At 59.2% G+C, this 19,085-nt stretch carries 19 protein-coding genes; all 19 read left to right on the forward strand.

Translation table 11 applies throughout. The annotated features are described in order from the left end of the window. The 19 genes from rsmG (at position 1) to JMN22_RS00635 (ending at position 19,028) form a co-directional block, all read left to right on the forward strand. Positions 1-636: a 16S rRNA (guanine(527)-N(7))-methyltransferase RsmG gene (gene rsmG / locus JMN22_RS00545; RefSeq protein WP_187293307.1), complete on the forward strand. Its 636-nt coding sequence runs from the start codon at positions 1-3 to the stop codon at positions 634-636. An 18-nt stretch (positions 637-654) separates the two neighbouring features. Next, positions 655-1,452 carry a ParA family protein gene (locus JMN22_RS00550; RefSeq protein ID WP_030139029.1) on the forward strand — a complete coding sequence of 266 codons (798 nt, stop codon included), beginning with the start codon at positions 655-657 and terminating at the stop codon, positions 1,450-1,452. Between the two features lie 9 nt (positions 1,453-1,461). Continuing rightward, on the forward strand, positions 1,462-2,334 hold the full coding sequence (locus JMN22_RS00555; protein ID WP_030139030.1) for a ParB/RepB/Spo0J family partition protein: 873 nt from the start codon (positions 1,462-1,464) through the stop codon (positions 2,332-2,334). Positions 2,335-2,482: 148 nt separating this feature from the next. Beyond that, a complete protein-coding gene (locus JMN22_RS00560; protein WP_030139031.1) occupies positions 2,483-2,890 on the forward strand; it encodes a F0F1 ATP synthase subunit I in 408 nt (135 codons plus the stop codon). A gap of 16 nt (positions 2,891-2,906) precedes the next feature. After that, positions 2,907-3,776, forward strand: coding sequence for a F0F1 ATP synthase subunit A (gene atpB, locus JMN22_RS00565; RefSeq protein WP_030139032.1), 870 nt, complete (start codon positions 2,907-2,909; stop codon positions 3,774-3,776). A 133-nt stretch (positions 3,777-3,909) separates the two neighbouring features. Further along, positions 3,910-4,167, forward strand: coding sequence for a F0F1 ATP synthase subunit C (gene atpE, locus JMN22_RS00570; RefSeq protein WP_003097235.1), 258 nt, complete (start codon positions 3,910-3,912; stop codon positions 4,165-4,167). A gap of 58 nt (positions 4,168-4,225) precedes the next feature. Next, on the forward strand, positions 4,226-4,696 hold the full coding sequence (locus JMN22_RS00575) for a F0F1 ATP synthase subunit B (protein ID WP_030139033.1): 471 nt from the start codon (positions 4,226-4,228) through the stop codon (positions 4,694-4,696). A gap of 12 nt (positions 4,697-4,708) precedes the next feature. Then, positions 4,709-5,245, forward strand: a complete 537-nt coding sequence (locus JMN22_RS00580; RefSeq protein ID WP_003187192.1) for a F0F1 ATP synthase subunit delta — start codon at positions 4,709-4,711, stop codon at positions 5,243-5,245. A 21-nt stretch (positions 5,246-5,266) separates the two neighbouring features. Next, positions 5,267-6,811 carry a F0F1 ATP synthase subunit alpha gene (atpA, locus tag JMN22_RS00585; protein ID WP_024777788.1) on the forward strand — a complete coding sequence of 515 codons (1,545 nt, stop codon included), beginning with the start codon at positions 5,267-5,269 and terminating at the stop codon, positions 6,809-6,811. Between the two features lie 50 nt (positions 6,812-6,861). Beyond that, complete coding sequence (gene atpG, locus JMN22_RS00590; RefSeq protein WP_030139034.1) at positions 6,862-7,722, forward strand: F0F1 ATP synthase subunit gamma; 861 nt, start codon at positions 6,862-6,864, stop codon at positions 7,720-7,722. Between the two features lie 27 nt (positions 7,723-7,749). Then, positions 7,750-9,126, forward strand: a complete 1,377-nt coding sequence (gene atpD / locus JMN22_RS00595; RefSeq protein WP_003187186.1) for a F0F1 ATP synthase subunit beta — start codon at positions 7,750-7,752, stop codon at positions 9,124-9,126. 45 nt (positions 9,127-9,171) lie between these two features. Continuing rightward, complete coding sequence (locus JMN22_RS00600; RefSeq protein WP_030139035.1) at positions 9,172-9,597, forward strand: F0F1 ATP synthase subunit epsilon; 426 nt, start codon at positions 9,172-9,174, stop codon at positions 9,595-9,597. A gap of 114 nt (positions 9,598-9,711) precedes the next feature. Further along, the gene (gene glmU / locus JMN22_RS00605) at positions 9,712-11,079 is read left to right on the forward strand and encodes a bifunctional UDP-N-acetylglucosamine diphosphorylase/glucosamine-1-phosphate N-acetyltransferase GlmU (protein WP_198796139.1); all 1,368 of its coding nucleotides are present in this window, start codon (positions 9,712-9,714) and stop codon (positions 11,077-11,079) included. Positions 11,080-11,288: 209 nt separating this feature from the next. Then, positions 11,289-12,065 (forward strand): DeoR/GlpR family DNA-binding transcription regulator, encoded by a 777-nt coding sequence (locus JMN22_RS00610; protein WP_030139037.1) that lies wholly within the window; start codon positions 11,289-11,291, stop codon positions 12,063-12,065. A gap of 1 nt (position 12,066) precedes the next feature. Further along, positions 12,067-13,899 (forward strand): glutamine--fructose-6-phosphate transaminase (isomerizing), encoded by a 1,833-nt coding sequence (gene glmS / locus JMN22_RS00615; RefSeq protein WP_198796140.1) that lies wholly within the window; start codon positions 12,067-12,069, stop codon positions 13,897-13,899. 519 nt (positions 13,900-14,418) lie between these two features. Then, positions 14,419-15,390, forward strand: coding sequence for a tripartite tricarboxylate transporter substrate binding protein (locus JMN22_RS00620; RefSeq protein WP_030139039.1), 972 nt, complete (start codon positions 14,419-14,421; stop codon positions 15,388-15,390). A gap of 75 nt (positions 15,391-15,465) precedes the next feature. After that, positions 15,466-15,939: a tripartite tricarboxylate transporter TctB family protein gene (locus JMN22_RS00625; protein WP_198796141.1), complete on the forward strand. Its 474-nt coding sequence runs from the start codon at positions 15,466-15,468 to the stop codon at positions 15,937-15,939. 9 nt (positions 15,940-15,948) lie between these two features. Then, positions 15,949-17,469, forward strand: a complete 1,521-nt coding sequence (locus JMN22_RS00630; RefSeq protein ID WP_198796142.1) for a tripartite tricarboxylate transporter permease — start codon at positions 15,949-15,951, stop codon at positions 17,467-17,469. Positions 17,470-17,594: 125 nt separating this feature from the next. Beyond that, positions 17,595-19,028 carry an FAD-binding oxidoreductase gene (locus JMN22_RS00635; RefSeq protein WP_198796143.1) on the forward strand — a complete coding sequence of 478 codons (1,434 nt, stop codon included), beginning with the start codon at positions 17,595-17,597 and terminating at the stop codon, positions 19,026-19,028. The last annotated feature ends 57 nt before the right edge of the window (positions 19,029-19,085 follow it).

Raw genomic sequence — 19,085 nt, forward strand, 5'->3', positions numbered from 1 at the left:
ATGGTCACCTCGCAACACGCTGAAGAGTTATCCACAGGTGCCCGTCAGCTCGGCGTCAGCCTGAGCGAAGCCCAGCATGCTCAATTGCTGGGTTACCTGGCGCTGTTGATCAAGTGGAACAAGGCCTACAACCTGACCGCGGTGCGTGATCCGGATGAAATGGTTTCGCGGCATTTGCTCGACAGCCTCAGCGTGATGTCCTTCATCGAGAACGGACGTTGGCTGGACGTCGGCAGTGGCGGCGGCATGCCCGGTATCCCGTTGGCGATCCTGTTTCCCGACTCAAAAGTGACCTGTCTGGACAGCAACGGCAAGAAGACCCGCTTCCTGACCCAGGTCAAACTCGAACTCAAACTGGATAACCTGCAAGTTATCCACAGCCGCGTCGAAGCGTTCCAGCCGGCTGAGCCATTCAACGGGATCATCTCCCGGGCGTTCAGCAGCATGGAGAACTTCAGCAATTGGACTCGCCACTTGGGCGATGCCAATACGCGGTGGCTGGCAATGAAGGGCGTTCATCCGGCCGATGAGCTGGTAGCATTGCCGGCAGACTTCCACCTCGATAGCGAACACGCCTTGACCGTACCCGGTTGCCAAGGCCAACGCCATCTGCTGATACTGCGCCGCACGGCATGATTGGGAACACAAGCAAGAATGGCTAAGGTATTCGCGATAGCGAACCAGAAGGGTGGTGTGGGCAAGACCACCACCTGTATCAACCTCGCAGCATCCCTGGTCGCGACCAAGCGTCGGGTGCTGTTGATCGATCTCGATCCACAGGGCAACGCCACCATGGGTAGCGGTGTGGATAAACATGGCTTGGAAAACTCCATATACGATGTCCTGATCGGCGAGTGCGATCTGGGCCAGGCCATGCATTTCTCCGAGCATGGCGGTTATCAACTGCTGCCGGCCAACCGCGACCTGACGGCGGCCGAAGTGGTGCTGCTGGAAATGCAGATGAAGGAAAGCCGCCTGCGCAGCGCGCTGGCGCCGGTTCGCGAGAATTACGACTACATCCTGATCGACTGCCCGCCGTCGTTGTCGATGCTGACGCTCAACGCCTTGGTGGCCGCCGATGGGGTGATTATCCCCATGCAGTGCGAGTACTTTGCCCTCGAAGGGCTGAGCGACCTTGTGGATAACATCAAGCGCATTGCCGAGTTGTTGAACCCGGAGCTGAAAGTCGAAGGGTTGCTGCGGACCATGTATGACCCGCGCCTCAGCCTGATGAACGACGTATCGGCTCAGCTCAAGGAACATTTCGGCGAGCAGCTCTACGACACGGTCATTCCGCGGAACATTCGCCTGGCCGAAGCGCCGAGCTACGGCATGCCGGCGTTGGCCTACGATAAACAATCCCGTGGTGCGCTGGCCTACCTGGCCCTGGCGGGCGAGATGGTTCGCCGTCAGCGCCGCCAACCACGCATCGCTGCAGCCCAGCCAACTTAAGGAAACCCCATGGCCGTCAAGAAACGAGGTCTCGGACGTGGACTGGATGCGCTGCTCAGCGGTCCGACCGTCAGTTCACTGGAAGAGCAGGCCGTGCAGACGGATCAGCGCGAATTGCAACATTTGCCGCTGGACCTGATTCAGCGTGGCAAGTACCAGCCACGTCGGGACATGGACCCGCAAGCTTTGGAAGAACTGGCACAGTCGATCAAGAGCCAGGGCGTGATGCAGCCGATCGTGGTCCGGCCGATCGCCAATGGCCGCTTCGAGATCATCGCCGGCGAACGCCGCTGGCGCGCCAGCCAGCAGGCCGGCCAGGAAACCATCCCGGCGATGGTCCGCGATGTGCCGGACGAAGCGGCCATCGCCATGGCGCTGATCGAAAACATCCAGCGCGAGGACCTCAACCCGGTCGAAGAGGCCGTGGCCCTGCAGCGCTTGCAGCAGGAATTCCAACTGACCCAGCAGCAAGTGGCCGAAGCGGTGGGCAAGTCCCGGGTGACGGTGGCCAACCTGTTGCGGTTGATTGCCTTGCCTGAAGTCATCAAGACCATGCTGTCCCACGGCGACCTGGAGATGGGTCATGCCCGGGCATTGCTCGGTTTGCCGGAAAATCAACAAGTTGAAGGGGCGCGACATGTTGTCGCACGCGGTCTGACCGTGCGCCAAACCGAGGCACTGGTCCGTCAGTGGTTGAGTGGTAAACCGACCCCTGTCGAGGCGCCAAAACCTGACCCGGATATCGCTCGCCTGGAACAGCGCCTGGCCGAGCGCCTAGGCTCTGCGGTGCAGATTCGCCACGGAAAGAAGGGCAAGGGGCAGTTGGTGATCGGCTATAACTCTCTCGACGAGCTGCAAGGTGTCCTTGCACACATTCGCTGAAACAATTGCCCTTGTAGCGCGCAGTCGGAAATCACTACCTGAAGGTTGAATAGGGGCAGAACCGCCCCTATACTCTGCGCGCATTTTGTCGGCACAAATTATGCCAAGTTAGTGAATTCAGGCAGCCGACCATTGGAGAGCAAAAGCGATGGAAACACGCACGCCAAACCGCTTGCCGTTCCATCGTCTGGCAGTTTTCCCGGTTTTGATGGCCCAGTTTGTCGTTGTACTGATCGCCACGTTGGCGCTCTGGCAATGGAAAGGAGTCGTCGCCGGATACTCGGGTCTTTGCGGAGGCCTGATAGCCTTGCTTCCCAATATTTACTTTGCTCACAGGGCCTTTCGGTTTTCCGGCGCCCGAGCAGCCCAAGCCATCGTCCGGTCTTTTTATGCTGGCGAGGCGGGGAAATTGATTTTGACGGCAGTGCTGTTTGCACTGACGTTCGCAGGTGTGAAGCCACTGGCGCCGCTGGCGGTATTCGGCGTGTTCCTGCTGACCCAGATGGTCAGCTGGTTCGCTCCCCTGCTAATGAGAACAAGACTTTCGAGACCTTAGGGCGTTTGAGGCAACCATGGCAGAAACAACCGCTTCGGGCTATATCCAGCACCACTTGCAGAACCTGACCTTCGGGCAGCTACCTAACGGCAGCTGGGGTTTTGCCCACTCCGCAGCAGAAGCCAAGGAAATGGGCTTCTGGGCTTTCCACGTCGATACCCTCGGCTGGTCGGTCGCACTGGGCCTGATCTTCGTTTTCCTTTTCCGCATGGCGGCGAAGAAAGCGACCTCCGGTCAGCCAGGTGCACTGCAGAACTTCGTTGAAGTCCTGGTCGAATTCGTCGATGGCAGCGTGAAAGACAGCTTCCACGGCCGCAGCCCGGTGATTGCACCGTTGGCACTGACCATCTTCGTCTGGGTGTTCCTGATGAACGCCGTCGACCTGGTACCGGTCGACTGGATTCCTCAGCTGGCCATCCTGATCTCCGGCGACCACCATATCCCTTTCCGCGCCGTGTCGACCACCGACCCGAACGCGACCCTGGGCATGGCGTTCTCGGTTTTCGCACTGATCATTTTCTATAGCATCAAGGTCAAGGGCATCGGCGGTTTCATCGGCGAACTGACCCTGCACCCGTTCGGCAGCAAGAACATCCTGGTTCAGGCCCTGCTGATCCCGGTGAACTTCCTGTTGGAATTCGTGACCCTGATCGCCAAGCCAATCTCTCTGGCACTGCGTCTGTTCGGCAACATGTATGCCGGCGAGCTGGTGTTCATCCTGATCGCTGTGATGTTCGGCAGCGGCCTGCTCTGGCTCAGCGGCCTGGGTGTGGTGCTGCAATGGGCGTGGGCTGTGTTCCACATCCTGATCATCACCTTGCAGGCGTTCATCTTCATGATGCTGACCATCGTCTACCTGTCGATGGCGCACGAAGAAAACCATTAAGGCCAGTCTCGACTAGTCTGATGTCCTTCCCGGTCACACGGGAAGGAGCCCGGTACGGGCTGGGAAACGATTTGTTTTACCGCTTTAAAATCTAAAAAACCTAAACCATACGACGTAAAAGTCGGGAGGAAAGATGGAAACTGTAGTTGGTCTAACCGCTATCGCTGTTGCACTGTTGATCGGCCTGGGCGCACTGGGTACCGCAATTGGTTTCGGCCTGCTGGGCGGCAAGTTCCTGGAAGGCGCAGCGCGTCAGCCAGAAATGGTCCCAATGCTGCAAGTCAAGATGTTCATCGTTGCCGGTCTGCTCGACGCCGTAACCATGATCGGTGTTGGTATCGCTCTGTTCTTCACCTTTGCGAACCCGTTCGTTGGTCAAATCGCTGGCTAATTACTCGGATGTCTCGAGTAGATTGGTGTGATGGACAACGTAACTGCGAGGTGTTGGCGTGAACATTAATGCGACCCTGATTGGCCAGTCCGTTGCGTTCCTGATTTTTGTACTGTTCTGCATGAAGTTCGTATGGCCTCCGGTCATTGCGGCATTGCACGAACGTCAAAAGAAGATCGCTGATGGTCTGGACGCTGCCAGCCGTGCAGCTCGCGACCTGGAGTTGGCCCATGAGAAAGTGGGTCAGCAACTGCGCGAAGCGAAAGCTCAGGCAGCTGAAATCATCGAGCAAGCCAAGAAACGCGGTACCCAGATTGTCGACGAAGCCCGTGAACAGGCTCGCGTCGAAGCTGACCGTGTGAAGGCTCAGGCTCAAGCCGAGATCGAACAGGAACTCAACAGTGTCAAAGACGCGCTGCGTGCCCAAGTGGGTAGCCTGGCCGTTGGCGGTGCTTCGAAGATCCTGGGTGCCACAATCGATCAAAACGCGCACGCAGAGCTGGTAAACCAACTGGCTGCTGAAATCTAAGCGAGGGCGATCATGGCAGAACTGACCACGTTGGCCCGACCTTACGCTAAGGCGGCCTTCGAGCACGCTCAGGCCCACCAGCAACTGGCCAATTGGTCAGCCATGCTCGGCCTGGCAGCAGCGGTGTCGCAAGACGACACCATGCAGCGCGTGCTCAAGGCCCCGCGACTGACGAGCGCAGAAAAGGCCGCCACGTTCATTGACGTGTGCGGCGACAAGTTCGATGCCAAGGCACAGAATTTCATTCACGTCGTTGCCGAAAACGACCGTCTCCCGCTTCTGCCGGAGATTGCCGCTCTGTTCGACCTGTACAAGGCCGAGCAAGAGAAGTCGGTAGACGTGGAAGTGACCAGTGCTTTTGCATTGAACCAAGAACAGCAAGACAAACTCGCCAAGGTTCTCAGTGCACGACTCAACCGGGAAGTGCGCCTGCAAGTCGAGGAAGACAAGTCCCTCATAGGGGGCGTTGTAATCCGCGCCGGCGACCTGGTTATCGATGGCTCGATTCGCGGCAAAATCGCGAAACTTGCCGAAGCATTGAAATCTTGAGTTTGAAGGGGCAGCAGAGCAATGCAGCAACTCAATCCTTCCGAAATAAGTGAAATTATCAAGGGCCGCATCGAAAAGCTCGATGTGACCTCCCAAGCCCGTAACGAAGGCACTGTCGTCAGCGTATCTGACGGCATCGTGCGGATTCACGGTCTGGCCGACGTCATGTACGGCGAGATGATCGAGTTTCCGGGCGGCGTCTACGGTATGGCCCTCAACCTGGAGCAAGACTCTGTAGGTGCCGTGGTATTGGGCGCGTACACGACTCTGGCTGAAGGCATGAGCGCCAAGTGCACCGGCCGCATCCTCGAAGTTCCAGTCGGTAAGGAACTGCTGGGTCGCGTGGTCGACGCACTGGGTAACCCAGTTGACGGCAAAGGTCCGCTGAACAACACCGAGACCGATGCGGTCGAGAAAGTTGCTCCTGGCGTGATCTGGCGTAAGTCGGTAGACCAGCCTGTACAGACTGGCTACAAGGCTGTCGATGCCATGATCCCTGTCGGCCGTGGCCAGCGTGAGCTGATCATCGGTGACCGTCAGATCGGTAAGACCGCTCTGGCGATCGACGCGATCATCAACCAGAAGAACAGCGGTATCTTCTGCGTCTACGTGGCAATCGGTCAGAAGCAATCGACCATCGCCAACGTGGTTCGCAAGCTGGAAGAAAACGGTGCACTGGCCAACACCATCATCGTTGCCGCCAGCGCCTCCGAATCGGCTGCCCTGCAGTTCCTGGCACCGTACTCCGGTTGCACCATGGGCGAATACTTCCGCGACCGCGGTGAAGACGCGCTGATCGTTTATGACGATCTGTCCAAGCAAGCAGTGGCCTACCGCCAGATTTCCCTGCTGCTGCGCCGTCCACCAGGCCGTGAAGCCTACCCAGGCGACGTGTTCTATCTCCACTCCCGTCTGCTGGAGCGCGCATCCCGCGTTTCGGAAGAGTACGTAGAGAAGTTCACCAACGGCGCCGTGACTGGCAAGACCGGTTCCCTGACCGCCCTGCCGATCATCGAAACCCAGGCTGGCGACGTTTCCGCGTTCGTTCCGACCAACGTGATTTCCATCACCGACGGTCAGATCTTCCTGGAATCGGCCATGTTCAACTCGGGCATCCGCCCTGCAGTTAACGCCGGTGTTTCGGTATCCCGTGTGGGTGGTGCCGCTCAGACCAAGATCATCAAGAAGCTGTCCGGTGGTATCCGTACCGCCCTGGCCCAGTACCGTGAACTGGCGGCATTCGCCCAGTTCGCTTCTGACCTGGACGAAGCGACCCGTAAGCAACTTGAGCATGGTCAGCGCGTTACCGAGCTGATGAAGCAGAAGCAATACGCACCGATGTCGATCGCTGACATGGCGCTGTCGCTGTATGCCGCTGAGCGTGGGTTCCTGACTGACATTGAAATCGCCAAGATCGGCAGCTTCGAACAAGCGCTGATTGCTTTCTTCAACCGCGATCACGCCGATTTGATGGCGAAGATCAACGTTAAAGGTGACTTCAATGACGAAATCGACGCTGGCCTCAAAGCCGGTATCGAGAAGTTCAAGGCCACCCAAACCTGGTAAGCCGCAGCGGGAGCCGCAAGGCTCCCGCTTGCTAACCTGATAGGTGTTACATGGCAGGCGCAAAAGAGATTCGCAGTAAGATTGCGAGCATCAAAAGCACGCAAAAGATTACCAGCGCCATGGAAAAAGTGGCGGTCAGCAAAATGCGCAAGGCACAAATGCGCATGGCTGCTAGCCGTCCTTATGCGGAGCGCATCCGCCAGGTGATTGGTCATCTGGCCAACGCCAACCCGGAATACCGCCACCCTTTCATGATCGACCGCGCCGTCAAGCGCGTCGGTTACGTTGTGGTGAGCAGTGACCGTGGTCTGTGCGGTGGCTTGAACACCAACCTGTTCAAGGCCCTGGTCAAGGACATGGCGGTAAACCGCGAACAAGGCGTCGAGATCGATCTGTGCGTGGTCGGTAGCAAGGGTGCGGCTTTCTTCCGCAACTTCGGCGGTAACGTCGTCGCTGCTATCAGCCACCTGGGTGAAGAGCCGTCGATCAATGATCTGATCGGCAGCGTCAAGGTGATGCTGGATGCTTACCTGGAAGGCCGGATCGACCGCCTGTCCGTGGTATCCAACAAGTTCATCAACACCATGACGCAACAGCCGACCGTGGAGCAGTTGATTCCACTGGTGGCGACCCCGGAACAGGAACTCAAGCACCACTGGGACTATCTCTACGAACCGGATGCCAAGGAGCTGCTCGACGGCTTGATGGTCCGCTACGTGGAGTCGCAGGTCTACCAGGCGGTGGTCGAGAACAACGCAGCTGAACAAGCGGCGCGGATGATCGCGATGAAGAACGCTACCGACAACGCCGGTGATTTGATCAGCGATTTGCAGCTGATCTACAACAAGGCGCGTCAGGCTGCGATCACCCAAGAGATCTCGGAAATCGTCGGCGGCGCTGCCGCGGTTTAACGGTTCAAATATTCAGAGGATCCAGCTATGAGTAGCGGACGTATCGTTCAAATCATCGGCGCCGTTATCGACGTGGAATTCCCACGCGACAGCGTACCGAGCATCTACGACGCCTTGAAGGTTCAAGGCGCCGAAACCACCCTGGAAGTTCAGCAGCAGCTGGGCGACGGCGTGGTTCGTACCATTGCGATGGGCTCCACCGAAGGCTTGAAGCGCGGTCTGGACGTCAACAACACTGGCGCAGCCATCTCCGTACCGGTCGGTAAAGCGACCCTGGGCCGGATCATGGACGTACTGGGCAACCCGATCGACGAAGCTGGCCCGATCGACACCGAAGAGCGCTGGGGCATTCACCGTCCTGCGCCAACCTTCGCTGAACAGGCCGGTGGCAACGAGCTGCTGGAAACTGGCATCAAGGTTATCGACCTGGTTTGCCCGTTCGCCAAGGGCGGTAAAGTCGGTCTGTTCGGTGGCGCCGGTGTTGGCAAGACCGTAAACATGATGGAACTGATCCGTAACATCGCCATCGAGCACAGCGGTTATTCCGTGTTCGCCGGTGTGGGTGAGCGTACTCGTGAGGGTAACGACTTCTACCACGAGATGAAGGATTCCAACGTTCTGGACAAAGTGGCACTGGTCTACGGCCAGATGAACGAGCCGCCGGGAAACCGTCTGCGCGTAGCCCTGACCGGCCTGACCATGGCCGAGAAGTTCCGTGACGAAGGTAACGACGTTCTGCTGTTCGTCGACAACATCTACCGTTACACCCTGGCCGGTACCGAAGTATCCGCACTGCTGGGCCGTATGCCTTCGGCAGTAGGTTACCAGCCGACCCTGGCTGAAGAGATGGGCGTGCTGCAAGAGCGCATCACTTCGACCAAGCAAGGCTCGATCACTTCGATCCAAGCGGTATACGTACCAGCGGACGACTTGACCGACCCGTCGCCAGCGACCACCTTCGCCCACTTGGACGCCACCGTCGTTCTGTCCCGTGACATCGCTTCCCTGGGTATCTACCCAGCGGTAGACCCACTGGACTCGACTTCGCGCCAGCTGGACCCGAACGTGATCGGCCAGGAGCACTACGACACCGCTCGCGGCGTCCAGTACGTGCTGCAGCGCTACAAAGAGCTGAAGGACATCATCGCGATCCTGGGTATGGACGAGCTGTCGGAAGCCGACAAGCAGTTGGTAAACCGTGCTCGTAAGATCCAGCGCTTCTTGTCGCAGCCGTTCTTCGTGGCTGAAGTCTTCACCGGTGCCTCGGGTAAATACGTTTCCCTGAAAGACACCATTGCTGGCTTCAAAGGCATCCTCAACGGTGACTACGACCACCTGCCAGAACAAGCGTTCTACATGGTCGGCGGCATCGAAGAAGCGATCGAGAAAGCCAAGAAACTGTAATCCCGGCGCCCGGCAACGGGCGCTAATTTAGGTTGAGGCAATCAGATGGCTATGACAGTCCATTGCGATATCGTCAGTGCGGAAGGGGAAATCTTCTCCGGTCTGGTCGAGTTTGTGGTTGCGCACGGTGAGCTGGGTGATCTTGGTATCGCCCTGGGTCACGCACCGCTGATCACCAGCTTGAAGCCAGGTCCGATTACTCTGACCAAGCAGGGCGGGGACAGGGAGGTGTTCTACATCTCCGGTGGTTTCCTCGAGGTTCAGCCGAACATGGTCAAGGTTCTTGCCGACACCGTGCAGCGTGCTGCCGACCTGGACGAAGCCTCTGCTCAGGAGGCCGTCAAGGCCGCCGAGAAGGCTCTGCATGAAAAAGGCGCGGACTTCGATTACGGTTCTGCTGCCGCACGTCTGGCCGAGGCCGCAGCCCAGCTGCGTACCGTCCAGCAGATCCGCAAGAAGTTCGGCGGCTAAGCCGTCTGCTTTCTGTGCGATTGATTAAAAAGGGTAGCCTCGGCTACCCTTTTTCTTTTTCCGATACTCATCATCTGGTCGCAGCCGCTGACCACCCAGGATTGGTAGCCAGTCATGTCTCTCGAAATCGTTATTCTCGCGGCCGGTCAGGGCACCCGCATGCGTTCGGCGCTGCCCAAGGTGTTGCATCCGGTCGCAGGCAATTCCATGCTCGGTCATGTTATCCACAGCGCGCGGCAACTTGATCCACAGCGCATCCATGTGGTGATCGGCCATGGTGCCGATGCGGTGCGTGAGCGCCTGGCGGCGGATGACCTGAATTTTGTGCTGCAAGACAAGCAACTAGGCACCGGCCATGCGGTGGCCCAGGCTGTACCGTTCATAACGGCTGACACGGTATTGATTCTCTACGGTGACGTGCCGCTGATCGAGGTCGAAACGTTGCAGCGCTTGCTCAAGCATGTCGCGCCACGGCAGCTAGGTCTGTTGACAGTCGAGCTGGATGATCCGACCGGCTACGGCCGCATCGTGCGCAACGCAGAAGGCCAGGTCACGGCGATCGTCGAGCAGAAGGACGCCAACGAAGCCCAGCGCGCCATCACCGAAGGCAACACCGGGATTCTCGCCGTGCCGGCTGAGCGGCTGGGTGACTGGATGAGTCGCTTGTCGAACAACAATGCCCAAGGCGAGTACTACCTGACCGACGTGATCGCCATGGCCGTTGCCGATGGACTGGTGGTCGCCACCGAGCAGCCGCTCGATGCCATGGAAGTACAAGGCGCCAATGACCGCCGGCAACTGGCCGAGCTGGAGCGCCACTATCAATTGCGTGCTGCCCGTCGCCTGATGACCCAAGGCGTGACCCTGCGTGATCCGTCCCGTTTTGACGTACGTGGTGAAGTCAGCGCGGGACGCGACGTGGTCATCGACATCAATGTCATTCTCGAAGGCAAGGTCGTCATCGAAGACGACGTGGTCATCGGCCCGAACTGCGTCATCAAGGACAGCACCCTGCGCAAAGGCGTGGTGGTCAAGGCCAACAGCCACCTTGACGGCGCGGTCATGGGAGAGGGCAGCGATGCTGGTCCGTTTGCCCGCCTGCGTCCCGGTACCGTGTTGGAAGCCCGGGCGCATGTGGGTAACTTCGTCGAGCTGAAGAATGCGCACCTGGGCGAAGGCGCCAAGGCCGGCCACCTGACCTACCTGGGTGACGCGGAAGTCGGCGCCCGCACCAACATTGGCGCGGGGACCATCACTTGCAATTACGACGGCGCCAACAAGTGGAAAACCGTTTTGGGTGAAGATGTGTTCATTGGTTCCAACAACTCCCTGGTGGCGCCTGTGGATATCTCCAGCGGTGCAACCACGGCAGCCGGTTCGACCTTGACCCAAAATGTGGATAAAGGCCAATTGGCAGTCGGACGCGCCCGTCAGCGCAACATCGACGGCTGGAAGCGGCCGGAAAAGATCAAGAAGTCTTAAAAGTTATCCACAATCCCTGTGGGAGCGGGCTTGCTCGCGATAGCGGTGTATCAGGTAAAGCAGCTTTGCTTGACCTGGCCCCTTCGCGAGCAAGCTCGCTCCCACAGTGATTTAGGGAGTTTCTGAATTTTTCTCCGGGTGCCTTGACGATACCGCTTCAATAGGTTTTGATTGCTTACGTTATCTTTCGAATCGAAACTTAAGCCGCCATGTCAAAGCGCAACACACCACAGCGTCGCCACAACATCCTCGCCTTGCTTCAGGAGCAGGGCGAAGTCAGCGTGGATGAACTGGCCAAGCGCTTCGAAACCTCCGAAGTTACGATTCGCAAGGATCTGGCCGCCCTGGAAACCAACGGCCTGCTGCTGCGTCGCTACGGTGGCGCGGTGCCGATGCCCCAGGAGTTGGTGGCCGATAGCGCCCAGACCGTGTCCAAATACAAACAAGCCATCGCCCGGGCCGCGGTCAAGCGGATCCGCGAGCATGCGCGCATCATCATCGACAGTGGCAGCACCACTGCCGCCATGATCCCTCAGCTTGGCAATCAGCCGGGGCTGGTGGTGATGACCAATTCCCTGCATGTCGCCAATGCCTTGAGCGAACTGGAGCACGAGCCGGTGCTGCTGATGACAGGTGGCACCTGGGATCCGCATTCGGAATCGTTCCAAGGCCAAGTCGCTGAGCAAGTGCTGCGCTCCTATGACTTCGACCAGTTGTTCATCGGTGCCGACGGCATCGATCTGGCGCGCGGCACAACCACCTTCAACGAACTGCTGGGCCTGAGCCGTGTAATGGCTGAGGTCGCGCGCGAAGTGATCGTGATGGTGGAGGCCGACAAGATCGGCCGCAAGATCCCCAATCTGGAACTGCCGTGGAGCAGCGTCCATACCTTAATTACCGATGATCGCCTGCCCGTGGAGGCACGCGATCAGATCCAGGCCCGCGGCATCAATGTCATCTGCGCGTCTGTCAGCCAGGAGAAATAGCATGTGTGGAATTGTCGGCGCCGTTGCTGAACGCAACATCACGGCCATCCTGCTTGAAGGCCTCAAGCGTCTCGAATATCGCGGCTACGACAGTGCCGGCGTGGCGGTGTTCACCAATGATGAGACGCTCGAGCGTGTGCGTCGTCCGGGCAAGGTGAGTGAGCTGGAACGAGCGTTGGATGCCGAGCCGTTGATCGGTCGCCTGGGCATCGCCCACACCCGCTGGGCCACCCATGGCGCGCCGTGCGAGCGTAACGCCCATCCGCATTTTTCCGGCGACCTAGCGGTGGTGCACAACGGCATCATCGAGAATTATGAAGCCTTGCGCGAACAGCTCAAGGCGCTCGGCTATGTGTTCACCTCGGACACCGACACCGAAGTCATCGCCCATTTGCTCACCCACAAGCTCAAGGATCTGGCGGACCTGGCCGTGGCGCTCAAGGCCACGGTCAAGGAACTCCATGGTGCTTATGGCCTGGCGGTGATCAGCGCAAAACAACCGGATCGCCTGGTCGCGGCCCGCAGCGGCAGCCCGCTGGTCATCGGCCTGGGCCTTGGCGAAAACTTCCTGGCCTCCGACCAACTGGCGCTGCGCCAGGTCACTGACCGCTTCATGTACTTGGAAGAAGGCGATATCGCCGAGATTCGCCGCGACAGCGTGCAGATCTGGGACCTGAATGGCAAAAACGTCGAGCGTGAAACCGTCCAGTACCGCGACGGCGCCGAAGCCGCCGACAAGGGCGAGTTCCGCCATTACATGCTCAAGGAAATCCATGAGCAGCCGGCCGTTGTGCAGCGCACCCTCGAAGGTCGCCTGAGCCAGGATCAAGTGCTGGTCCAGGCCTTCGGCCCGCAGGCTGCCGAGCTGTTCGCCAAGGTCCGCAACGTGCAGATCGTTGCCTGCGGCACCAGCTATCACGCCGGCATGGTCGCGCGTTACTGGCTCGAAGAACTGGCGGGTATCCCGTGCCAGGTCGAAGTCGCCAGTGAGTTCCGCTACCGCAAGGTGGTGGTGCAGCCCGATACCCTGTTCGTGACCATTTCCCAGTCCGGCGAAACCGCCGACACCCTGGCTGCCCTGCGCAACGCCAAGGAATTGGGTTTCCTCGCCAGCCTCGCAATCTGCAATGTCGGCATCAGCTCGCTGGTGCGTGAGTCCGACCTGACGCTGCTGACCCAGGCCGGTCGTGAGATTGGCGTGGCGTCGACCAAGGCGTTCACCACGCAATTGGTGGGCCTGCTGTTGCTGACCCTTTCCCTGGGCCAGGTACGCGGCACGCTGGCGGAGGGCGTCGAGGCCAAGCTGGTAGAAGAACTGCGCCGCTTGCCGGCTCGCCTGGGCGAAGCCTTGGCGATGGACAGCACCGTGGAGAAGATCGCCGAGCTGTTCGCCGAGAAGAATCACACCCTGTTCCTGGGCCGTGGCGCGCAATTCCCAGTGGCGATGGAAGGGGCGTTGAAGCTCAAGGAAATCTCCTACATTCACGCCGAGGCCTACCCGGCCGGTGAACTCAAGCACGGCCCGCTCGCGCTTGTGGATAACGACATGCCGGTCGTCACCGTGGCGCCGAACAACGAGCTGTTGGAAAAGCTCAAGTCCAACCTGCAGGAAGTGCGCGCCCGTGGCGGCCAATTGGTGGTTTTCGCGGACGAGAAGGCGGGCATGACCAATGGCGAGGGAACCCATGTGGTGCACATGCCACATATCCACGACATCCTGTCGCCGATTCTTTACACGATCCCGCTGCAGTTGTTGTCCTACTACGTGGCTGTGCTCAAGGGCACCGACGTGGACCAGCCGCGTAACCTGGCAAAATCGGTAACGGTTGAATAACGGCGTCGCGCGCGGGCACAGACGCTCAACCTGACGGTTGGAACCTGGCCCACTGATCGAACTAACCCCCTGAATCCAGGGGGTTTTTTTATGGCCTCAACTCAACGGGTTCGCCGTTTGGATCAGCAAGGAAATACGAATTCGAGCTTTTTACTCAACCCTGTTCGTCGTATTCACGGTGAGTCGCCGAACAACTGCGTTGACAACATGGGGTAGAGGTGATGATATCCAGTCATACGACAACGTATGACATAAAATAATAAAAACTAAAGGTGCAGCCATGTCTCCTGCATTTGCCACCCAGAGAGTATGCAGTCCTCCGGTCCCACGCTTTAACGCCGTGCGCCGAGTACCTTCTTTCTTATCCGAGGAGTCCCGAGCGGGCTCACAGCTTCTACCGAACGCCTCGCTTTCCACACCCAAGCACTTTCGCCTGTCCCATCAGGCGTTACCACCGGGCGTGTCCGTTTCTCGTTCAGCTTCAATCCCCCAATGAATGGCAGCACCCGGAGAACAATAATGAAGAAAACACTCTGCGCCTCTTTGATCGCCTCGTTTCTGAGCCTCACCGCCGGCACCGCAATGGCCGCCGACGCCAGCAACTGGCCAAGCCGTCCGGTGCAAGTGGTGGTGATCGCCAACGCCGGCGGTGACACCGATTTCAACGCACGGATGATGGCCAAGTACTTCACCAAGGTCACCGGCAAGACCATGGTCGTCACCAACATGGCCGGCGGGGGCGGGACGATTGCCGCCGATGCGGTCAAGAGCGCGGCGCCGGACGGCAATACCATTCTGTTTACTCACACCGGCCAATTGATCGTCAACGAGGTCGCGGGGCTGTCCGAAGACCGTTTCGATGCGTTCGATATCTCCTGCATCGCCGGCGTCGACAAAGGTGCGGTGTTCGTCTCGGCGAAAAGCTCGGGTATCGACACCCTCGACCAATTGGTCGAGAAGGCCAAGGCCAAGCCCGGCACCATTACCTACGGCACCGAGATGGGCAACTTCTCGCACCTGCAAGGCTTGATGTTCGAGAAGCTCGCCGGGGTGAAACTGAAAATGGTCGACAGCGGCACCGTGTCCGAAAAAATCGTCGCCTTGCTGGGCAAGCGCATCGATCTGGGCGCCATCAGCTACGGCTCGGTCCAGGACTACATTTCCAGCGGCAAGATGAGCGCCCTGGGCCAGCCCAACGCCGAACGCAACGCGCTGCTGGGCGACGTCAAGACCTTCAAGGAGCAAGGCGTCGACCTGGTCCTGGACAAGCCTTACGTCGTCGCTTTCCCGAAAGGCACCGACCCGGCCATCGTCAAGAAAATGGCCGATACCATGAAAAAAATCACCGAAGAGCCGGAATACGCCGAGGAGCTGAAGAAGTCGTTCAAGCAGCCGGTCAGCTTCCAGGGCACTGAAGAAGCCATCGCCACGTTGAACAAAACCCGCGACAACTTCATGCAGTTCAAGGACGAGATGCGTAAAGCCAAATAATTTTGCGTAACGGTTCGGGCGCGTGCCGCGCAGGCAAGCGTCCGAACCCCGTCCTTACCCGCTAAAGGAGCCTGTATGGATTCCTACAAAAGAAACGAGCTGATCGCCGGCCTGGCCATGCTCGGCGCCGGCGTGGCGTATCTGGTCCTGACCATGAACCTGCCGCGTCGTGGAACGATCGATGCCGCGTTTGTGCCTTGGGTGCTCGCCGTCTCGTTGTGCCTGTTGGGCGCATTGCAATTGTGGATGTGGCGAAAGCTGCCGGATAAACGCGCCGAACCCGCAGAAAAGCCAGAGGCGATTGATTACCCAACCGTGTTCAAAACCCTGGCATTGGTGCTGCTTTACACGGCGCTGATGGAGCCGGTGGGTTTCGTGATCACGACTGTGCTTTATCTGTATGCCCAGTTCATCGTGCTGACTCCCGGGGAACAGAAGGTCAAGCACTTGCAATACGCGCTGATCGCAATCGTCTCGGCGGTCCTGATCTTTTACATCTTTCGCCATGGTTTCGACTTGCTCCTGCCGGTCGGCCTATTGGATTTCTAGGGGACGGCCATGATTGAACTCATGCAGACAGGCTTCGCAGCCGTACTTACACCCTACGCTTTCCTGATAATCACCCTCGGCGTAGTGGTAGGGATTATCTTTGGTGCGATACCTGGACTTTCGGCCACGATGGCGATCGCTCTGTTTCTACCGCTGACTTACTCGATGGGGCCTGGTACTGGCCTGGCACTGCTGGTGGCGCTGTTCGTCGGCGCGACCTCGGGAGGGCTGATATCGGCGATATTGCTCAACATACCGGGTACGCCGGCCTCCATCGCGACGACGTTCGATGGCTGGCCGCTGATGAAACAAGGCCATGGCGTCAAGGCCCTTGGGATTGGCGTGGTGTTCTCGTTCCTCGGCACGATCTTCAGTATCGCCGCGCTGATGTTCATCGCCCCGATCCTGGCGGAACTGGCCCTGAGCTTCGGTCCGCACGAATACTTCTCCATCGCGATTTTCTCGCTGACGTTGATCGCTACGTTGTCCACCGGCTCGCTGGTCAAAGGCTTGTTTGCCGGTGCCCTGGGTTTTGCCTTCTCCACCGTGGGTATCGCCCCGGTCGAAGCGATCCGCCGTTTTACCTTTGACCTGCCAAGCCTCAACGGCGGCTTCGCCATGCTGACGGTGATGATCGGTATGTTCGCCGTCGCCGAAGTATTGAAGTTCGCTGAGAGCGCACGCCTGAGCCACCGGGCCAAACCCCAGCACGTCAGCATGAAAGGCGTGAAAGGCTTTGGTTTCTCGATGAAGGAATTTGTCGGCCAGTTGCCCAATGCCACCCGTTCTTCGTTGATTGGCCTGGGCATCGGCATCTTGCCTGGCATCGGTGCCGGTACGTCGAATATCGTCTCTTACATCGTGGCGAAGAAACGCTCCAAGACACCGGAGGAGTTCGGCAAAGGCAAGATCGACGGCGTGGTCGCCAGCGAGACGGCAAACAACGCTGGCATCGGCGGCGCGATGATTCCTCTGCTGACGCTCGGCATTCCCGGCGATACCACCACGGCGGTCATGCTCGGTGGCTTCATGATCCACGGCATCCAGCCCGGCCCCCTGCTGTTCATCAGCCAGGCGCCACTGGTCTACACGATCTTCGCCGCGCTGATCCTCGCTTCCGTGCTGATGCTGGTGCTGGAGTTCTACGGCCTGCGCATGTTCATCAAGTTGCTCGCGGTGCCCAAGCACATCTTGCTGCCAATTATCCTGGTGCTTTGCGTGGTCGGCGCCTTTGGCCTGAACAGCCGGATCTTCGATGTCTGGGCGGTGCTGCTGTTTGGCTTGCTGGGGTATGGGTTCGTCAAAAGCGGTCTGCCGATCGCACCGTTCATCATCGGTTTCATTCTCGGCCCGATGGCTGAAACCAACTTGCGCCGAGGCCTGATGCTGTCCGATGGCAACTTCGGCGGCTTCCTGACCAACCCCATCTCGGCGGGCTTCCTCATCCTGGCCGCCGCGTCCATTTCCTGGCATCTGGTGACGGTCATTCGCAACCGCAAGAGTGCTGCGATTGAACTGATGCGCAGCTAGCCCACCGCATTGGCTGCTGCAACGCGCGCCCGTGTTGCAGCCTTGGCCTTGGGCTGTCAGTGAGCGAGCTGGACGCCCGGCCAGCCAGGGTTCGGGCGGCTTCTGTAACGGTTGAGGAGAGAGGGATGTCTTCGTTGAACGATGAAGTGTTCCAGCGCATCGAGCGGGTGGTCGGGCAGGCAGGATGGGTGCGCGACCCCCAGCTGATGCAAGGCTATCTGACGGACTGGCGTAACGCCTATCAAGGCCAGGCCGCCTTGGTGGTGCGCCCGGCCACCACCGAAGAAGTGGCCGAGGTTGTTCGGATCTGCCACGACGCCCAGATTGCCTTGGTACCGCAGGGCGGCAACACCGGGCTATGTGGCGGCTCGATCCCCGATGCCTCTGGCAACCAAGTGGTGTTGTCCTTGACCCGGATGAAGCGCATCCGCGACATCGACCTGGCCAATGAAACCATTACGGTAGAGGCGGGGGTGATCCTGCGGCAGCTACAGGACGCCGCCAGCCAGGCCGGACGTTTGTTTCCGCTGTCGTTGGGGGCGGAGGGCAGTTGCACGGTGGGCGGCAATCTGGCGACCAACGCCGGCGGCACGGCTGTGCTGCGTTACGGCAACATGCGTGAGCTGACCCTAGGCCTGGAAGTGGTGCTGCCGGACGGTCGCGTCTGGAACGGTTTGCGGGGCTTGCGCAAAGACAACACCGGCTACGATCTCAAGCATTTGTTCATTGGCTCGGAGGGCACGCTGGGTATCATCACCGCTGCGGTATTGAAATTGTTCCCGGCGACCCACAGCACGGCGACCGCCTGGGTCGCGCTGCCTTCGCCTCAAGCGGCGGTGGACTTGATCGGCCATGTGCGCAGCCTGTGCGCTGATCGCCTGACAGGCTTCGAGATGATGTCGCGCCAGAGCCTGGATTTCGTCCTGGACCATGTGGCCGGCTGCACTGACCCTCTGGAAGCGAAACATCCTTGGTACGCCTTGATTGAACTGCGCGACACGGTCCCCGACGCCTCCTTGGCTCCGTTGCTGGAAAATGGCCTGGCCCATGCTTTCGAGCTTGGTTGGGTCATCGACGCGGTATTGGCCGGCAGCCAGGCACAGGCCGCGGCGCTGTGGGCGCTGCGCGAAGGCATTTCCGAAGCACAGAACCATGAAGGCCCCAGCCTCAAGCATGACATCAGCGTGCCCGTGAGCCGCATACCGGAGTTCATCGAGCGCACCGACCGCGCGCTGCAACAGGACTTTCCGGGCGTGCGCATCGTTTCTTATGGCCACATGGGCGACGGCAATCTGCACTACAACATCAGCAAGCCGATCGGCGACGCGGACGCCTCGTTCAAGGCGCGGGAACAGGCGATCATGCAGGTCATCTACCGGATGACGAGCACCTTCAACGGCAGCATCAGCGCCGAGCATGGCCTTGGGCAAGCCAAGCCTGAGGCGGCGGTTCGCTTCAAGGACCCGCTGGAGATCGAGTTGATGCGTGCTATCAAGCGCACGCTGGACCCGGCGGGGCTGATGAATCCGGGTAAGGTCTTTACTGCCGGGCTGGAGTGACTGAAGGTATTTCTCGATTATTCCCGCAATTATTAAAAAATAGTTTCATATGCTGCT

This window comes from Pseudomonas sp. HB05, assembly GCF_016756915.1.
GTDB lineage: Bacteria > Pseudomonadota > Gammaproteobacteria > Pseudomonadales > Pseudomonadaceae > Aquipseudomonas > Aquipseudomonas alvandae.

Excerpts from the sequence above, each read along its gene's own strand:
- atpG (WP_030139034.1), top strand. The coding sequence starts at position 6,862 with ATGGCAGGCGCAAAAGAGATTCGCAGTAAGATTGCGAGCATCAAAAGC.
- JMN22_RS00630 (WP_198796142.1), top strand. The coding sequence starts at position 15,949 with ATGATTGAACTCATGCAGACAGGCTTCGCAGCCGTACTTACACCCTAC.
- rsmG (WP_187293307.1), top strand. The coding sequence starts at position 1 with ATGGTCACCTCGCAACACGCTGAAGAGTTATCCACAGGTGCCCGTCAG.
- atpE (WP_003097235.1), top strand. The coding sequence starts at position 3,910 with ATGGAAACTGTAGTTGGTCTAACCGCTATCGCTGTTGCACTGTTGATC.
- JMN22_RS00560 (WP_030139031.1), top strand. The coding sequence starts at position 2,483 with ATGGAAACACGCACGCCAAACCGCTTGCCGTTCCATCGTCTGGCAGTT.
- JMN22_RS00580 (WP_003187192.1), top strand. The coding sequence starts at position 4,709 with ATGGCAGAACTGACCACGTTGGCCCGACCTTACGCTAAGGCGGCCTTC.
- atpB (WP_030139032.1), top strand. The coding sequence starts at position 2,907 with ATGGCAGAAACAACCGCTTCGGGCTATATCCAGCACCACTTGCAGAAC.
- JMN22_RS00610 (WP_030139037.1), top strand. The coding sequence starts at position 11,289 with ATGTCAAAGCGCAACACACCACAGCGTCGCCACAACATCCTCGCCTTG.
- JMN22_RS00555 (WP_030139030.1), top strand. The coding sequence starts at position 1,462 with ATGGCCGTCAAGAAACGAGGTCTCGGACGTGGACTGGATGCGCTGCTC.
- glmS (WP_198796140.1), top strand. The coding sequence starts at position 12,067 with ATGTGTGGAATTGTCGGCGCCGTTGCTGAACGCAACATCACGGCCATC.
- JMN22_RS00625 (WP_198796141.1), top strand. The coding sequence starts at position 15,466 with ATGGATTCCTACAAAAGAAACGAGCTGATCGCCGGCCTGGCCATGCTC.
- JMN22_RS00600 (WP_030139035.1), top strand. The coding sequence starts at position 9,172 with ATGGCTATGACAGTCCATTGCGATATCGTCAGTGCGGAAGGGGAAATC.
- atpD (WP_003187186.1), top strand. The coding sequence starts at position 7,750 with ATGAGTAGCGGACGTATCGTTCAAATCATCGGCGCCGTTATCGACGTG.
- atpA (WP_024777788.1), top strand. The coding sequence starts at position 5,267 with ATGCAGCAACTCAATCCTTCCGAAATAAGTGAAATTATCAAGGGCCGC.
- glmU (WP_198796139.1), top strand. The coding sequence starts at position 9,712 with ATGTCTCTCGAAATCGTTATTCTCGCGGCCGGTCAGGGCACCCGCATG.
- JMN22_RS00620 (WP_030139039.1), top strand. The coding sequence starts at position 14,419 with ATGAAGAAAACACTCTGCGCCTCTTTGATCGCCTCGTTTCTGAGCCTC.
- JMN22_RS00635 (WP_198796143.1), top strand. The coding sequence starts at position 17,595 with ATGTCTTCGTTGAACGATGAAGTGTTCCAGCGCATCGAGCGGGTGGTC.
- JMN22_RS00550 (WP_030139029.1), top strand. The coding sequence starts at position 655 with ATGGCTAAGGTATTCGCGATAGCGAACCAGAAGGGTGGTGTGGGCAAG.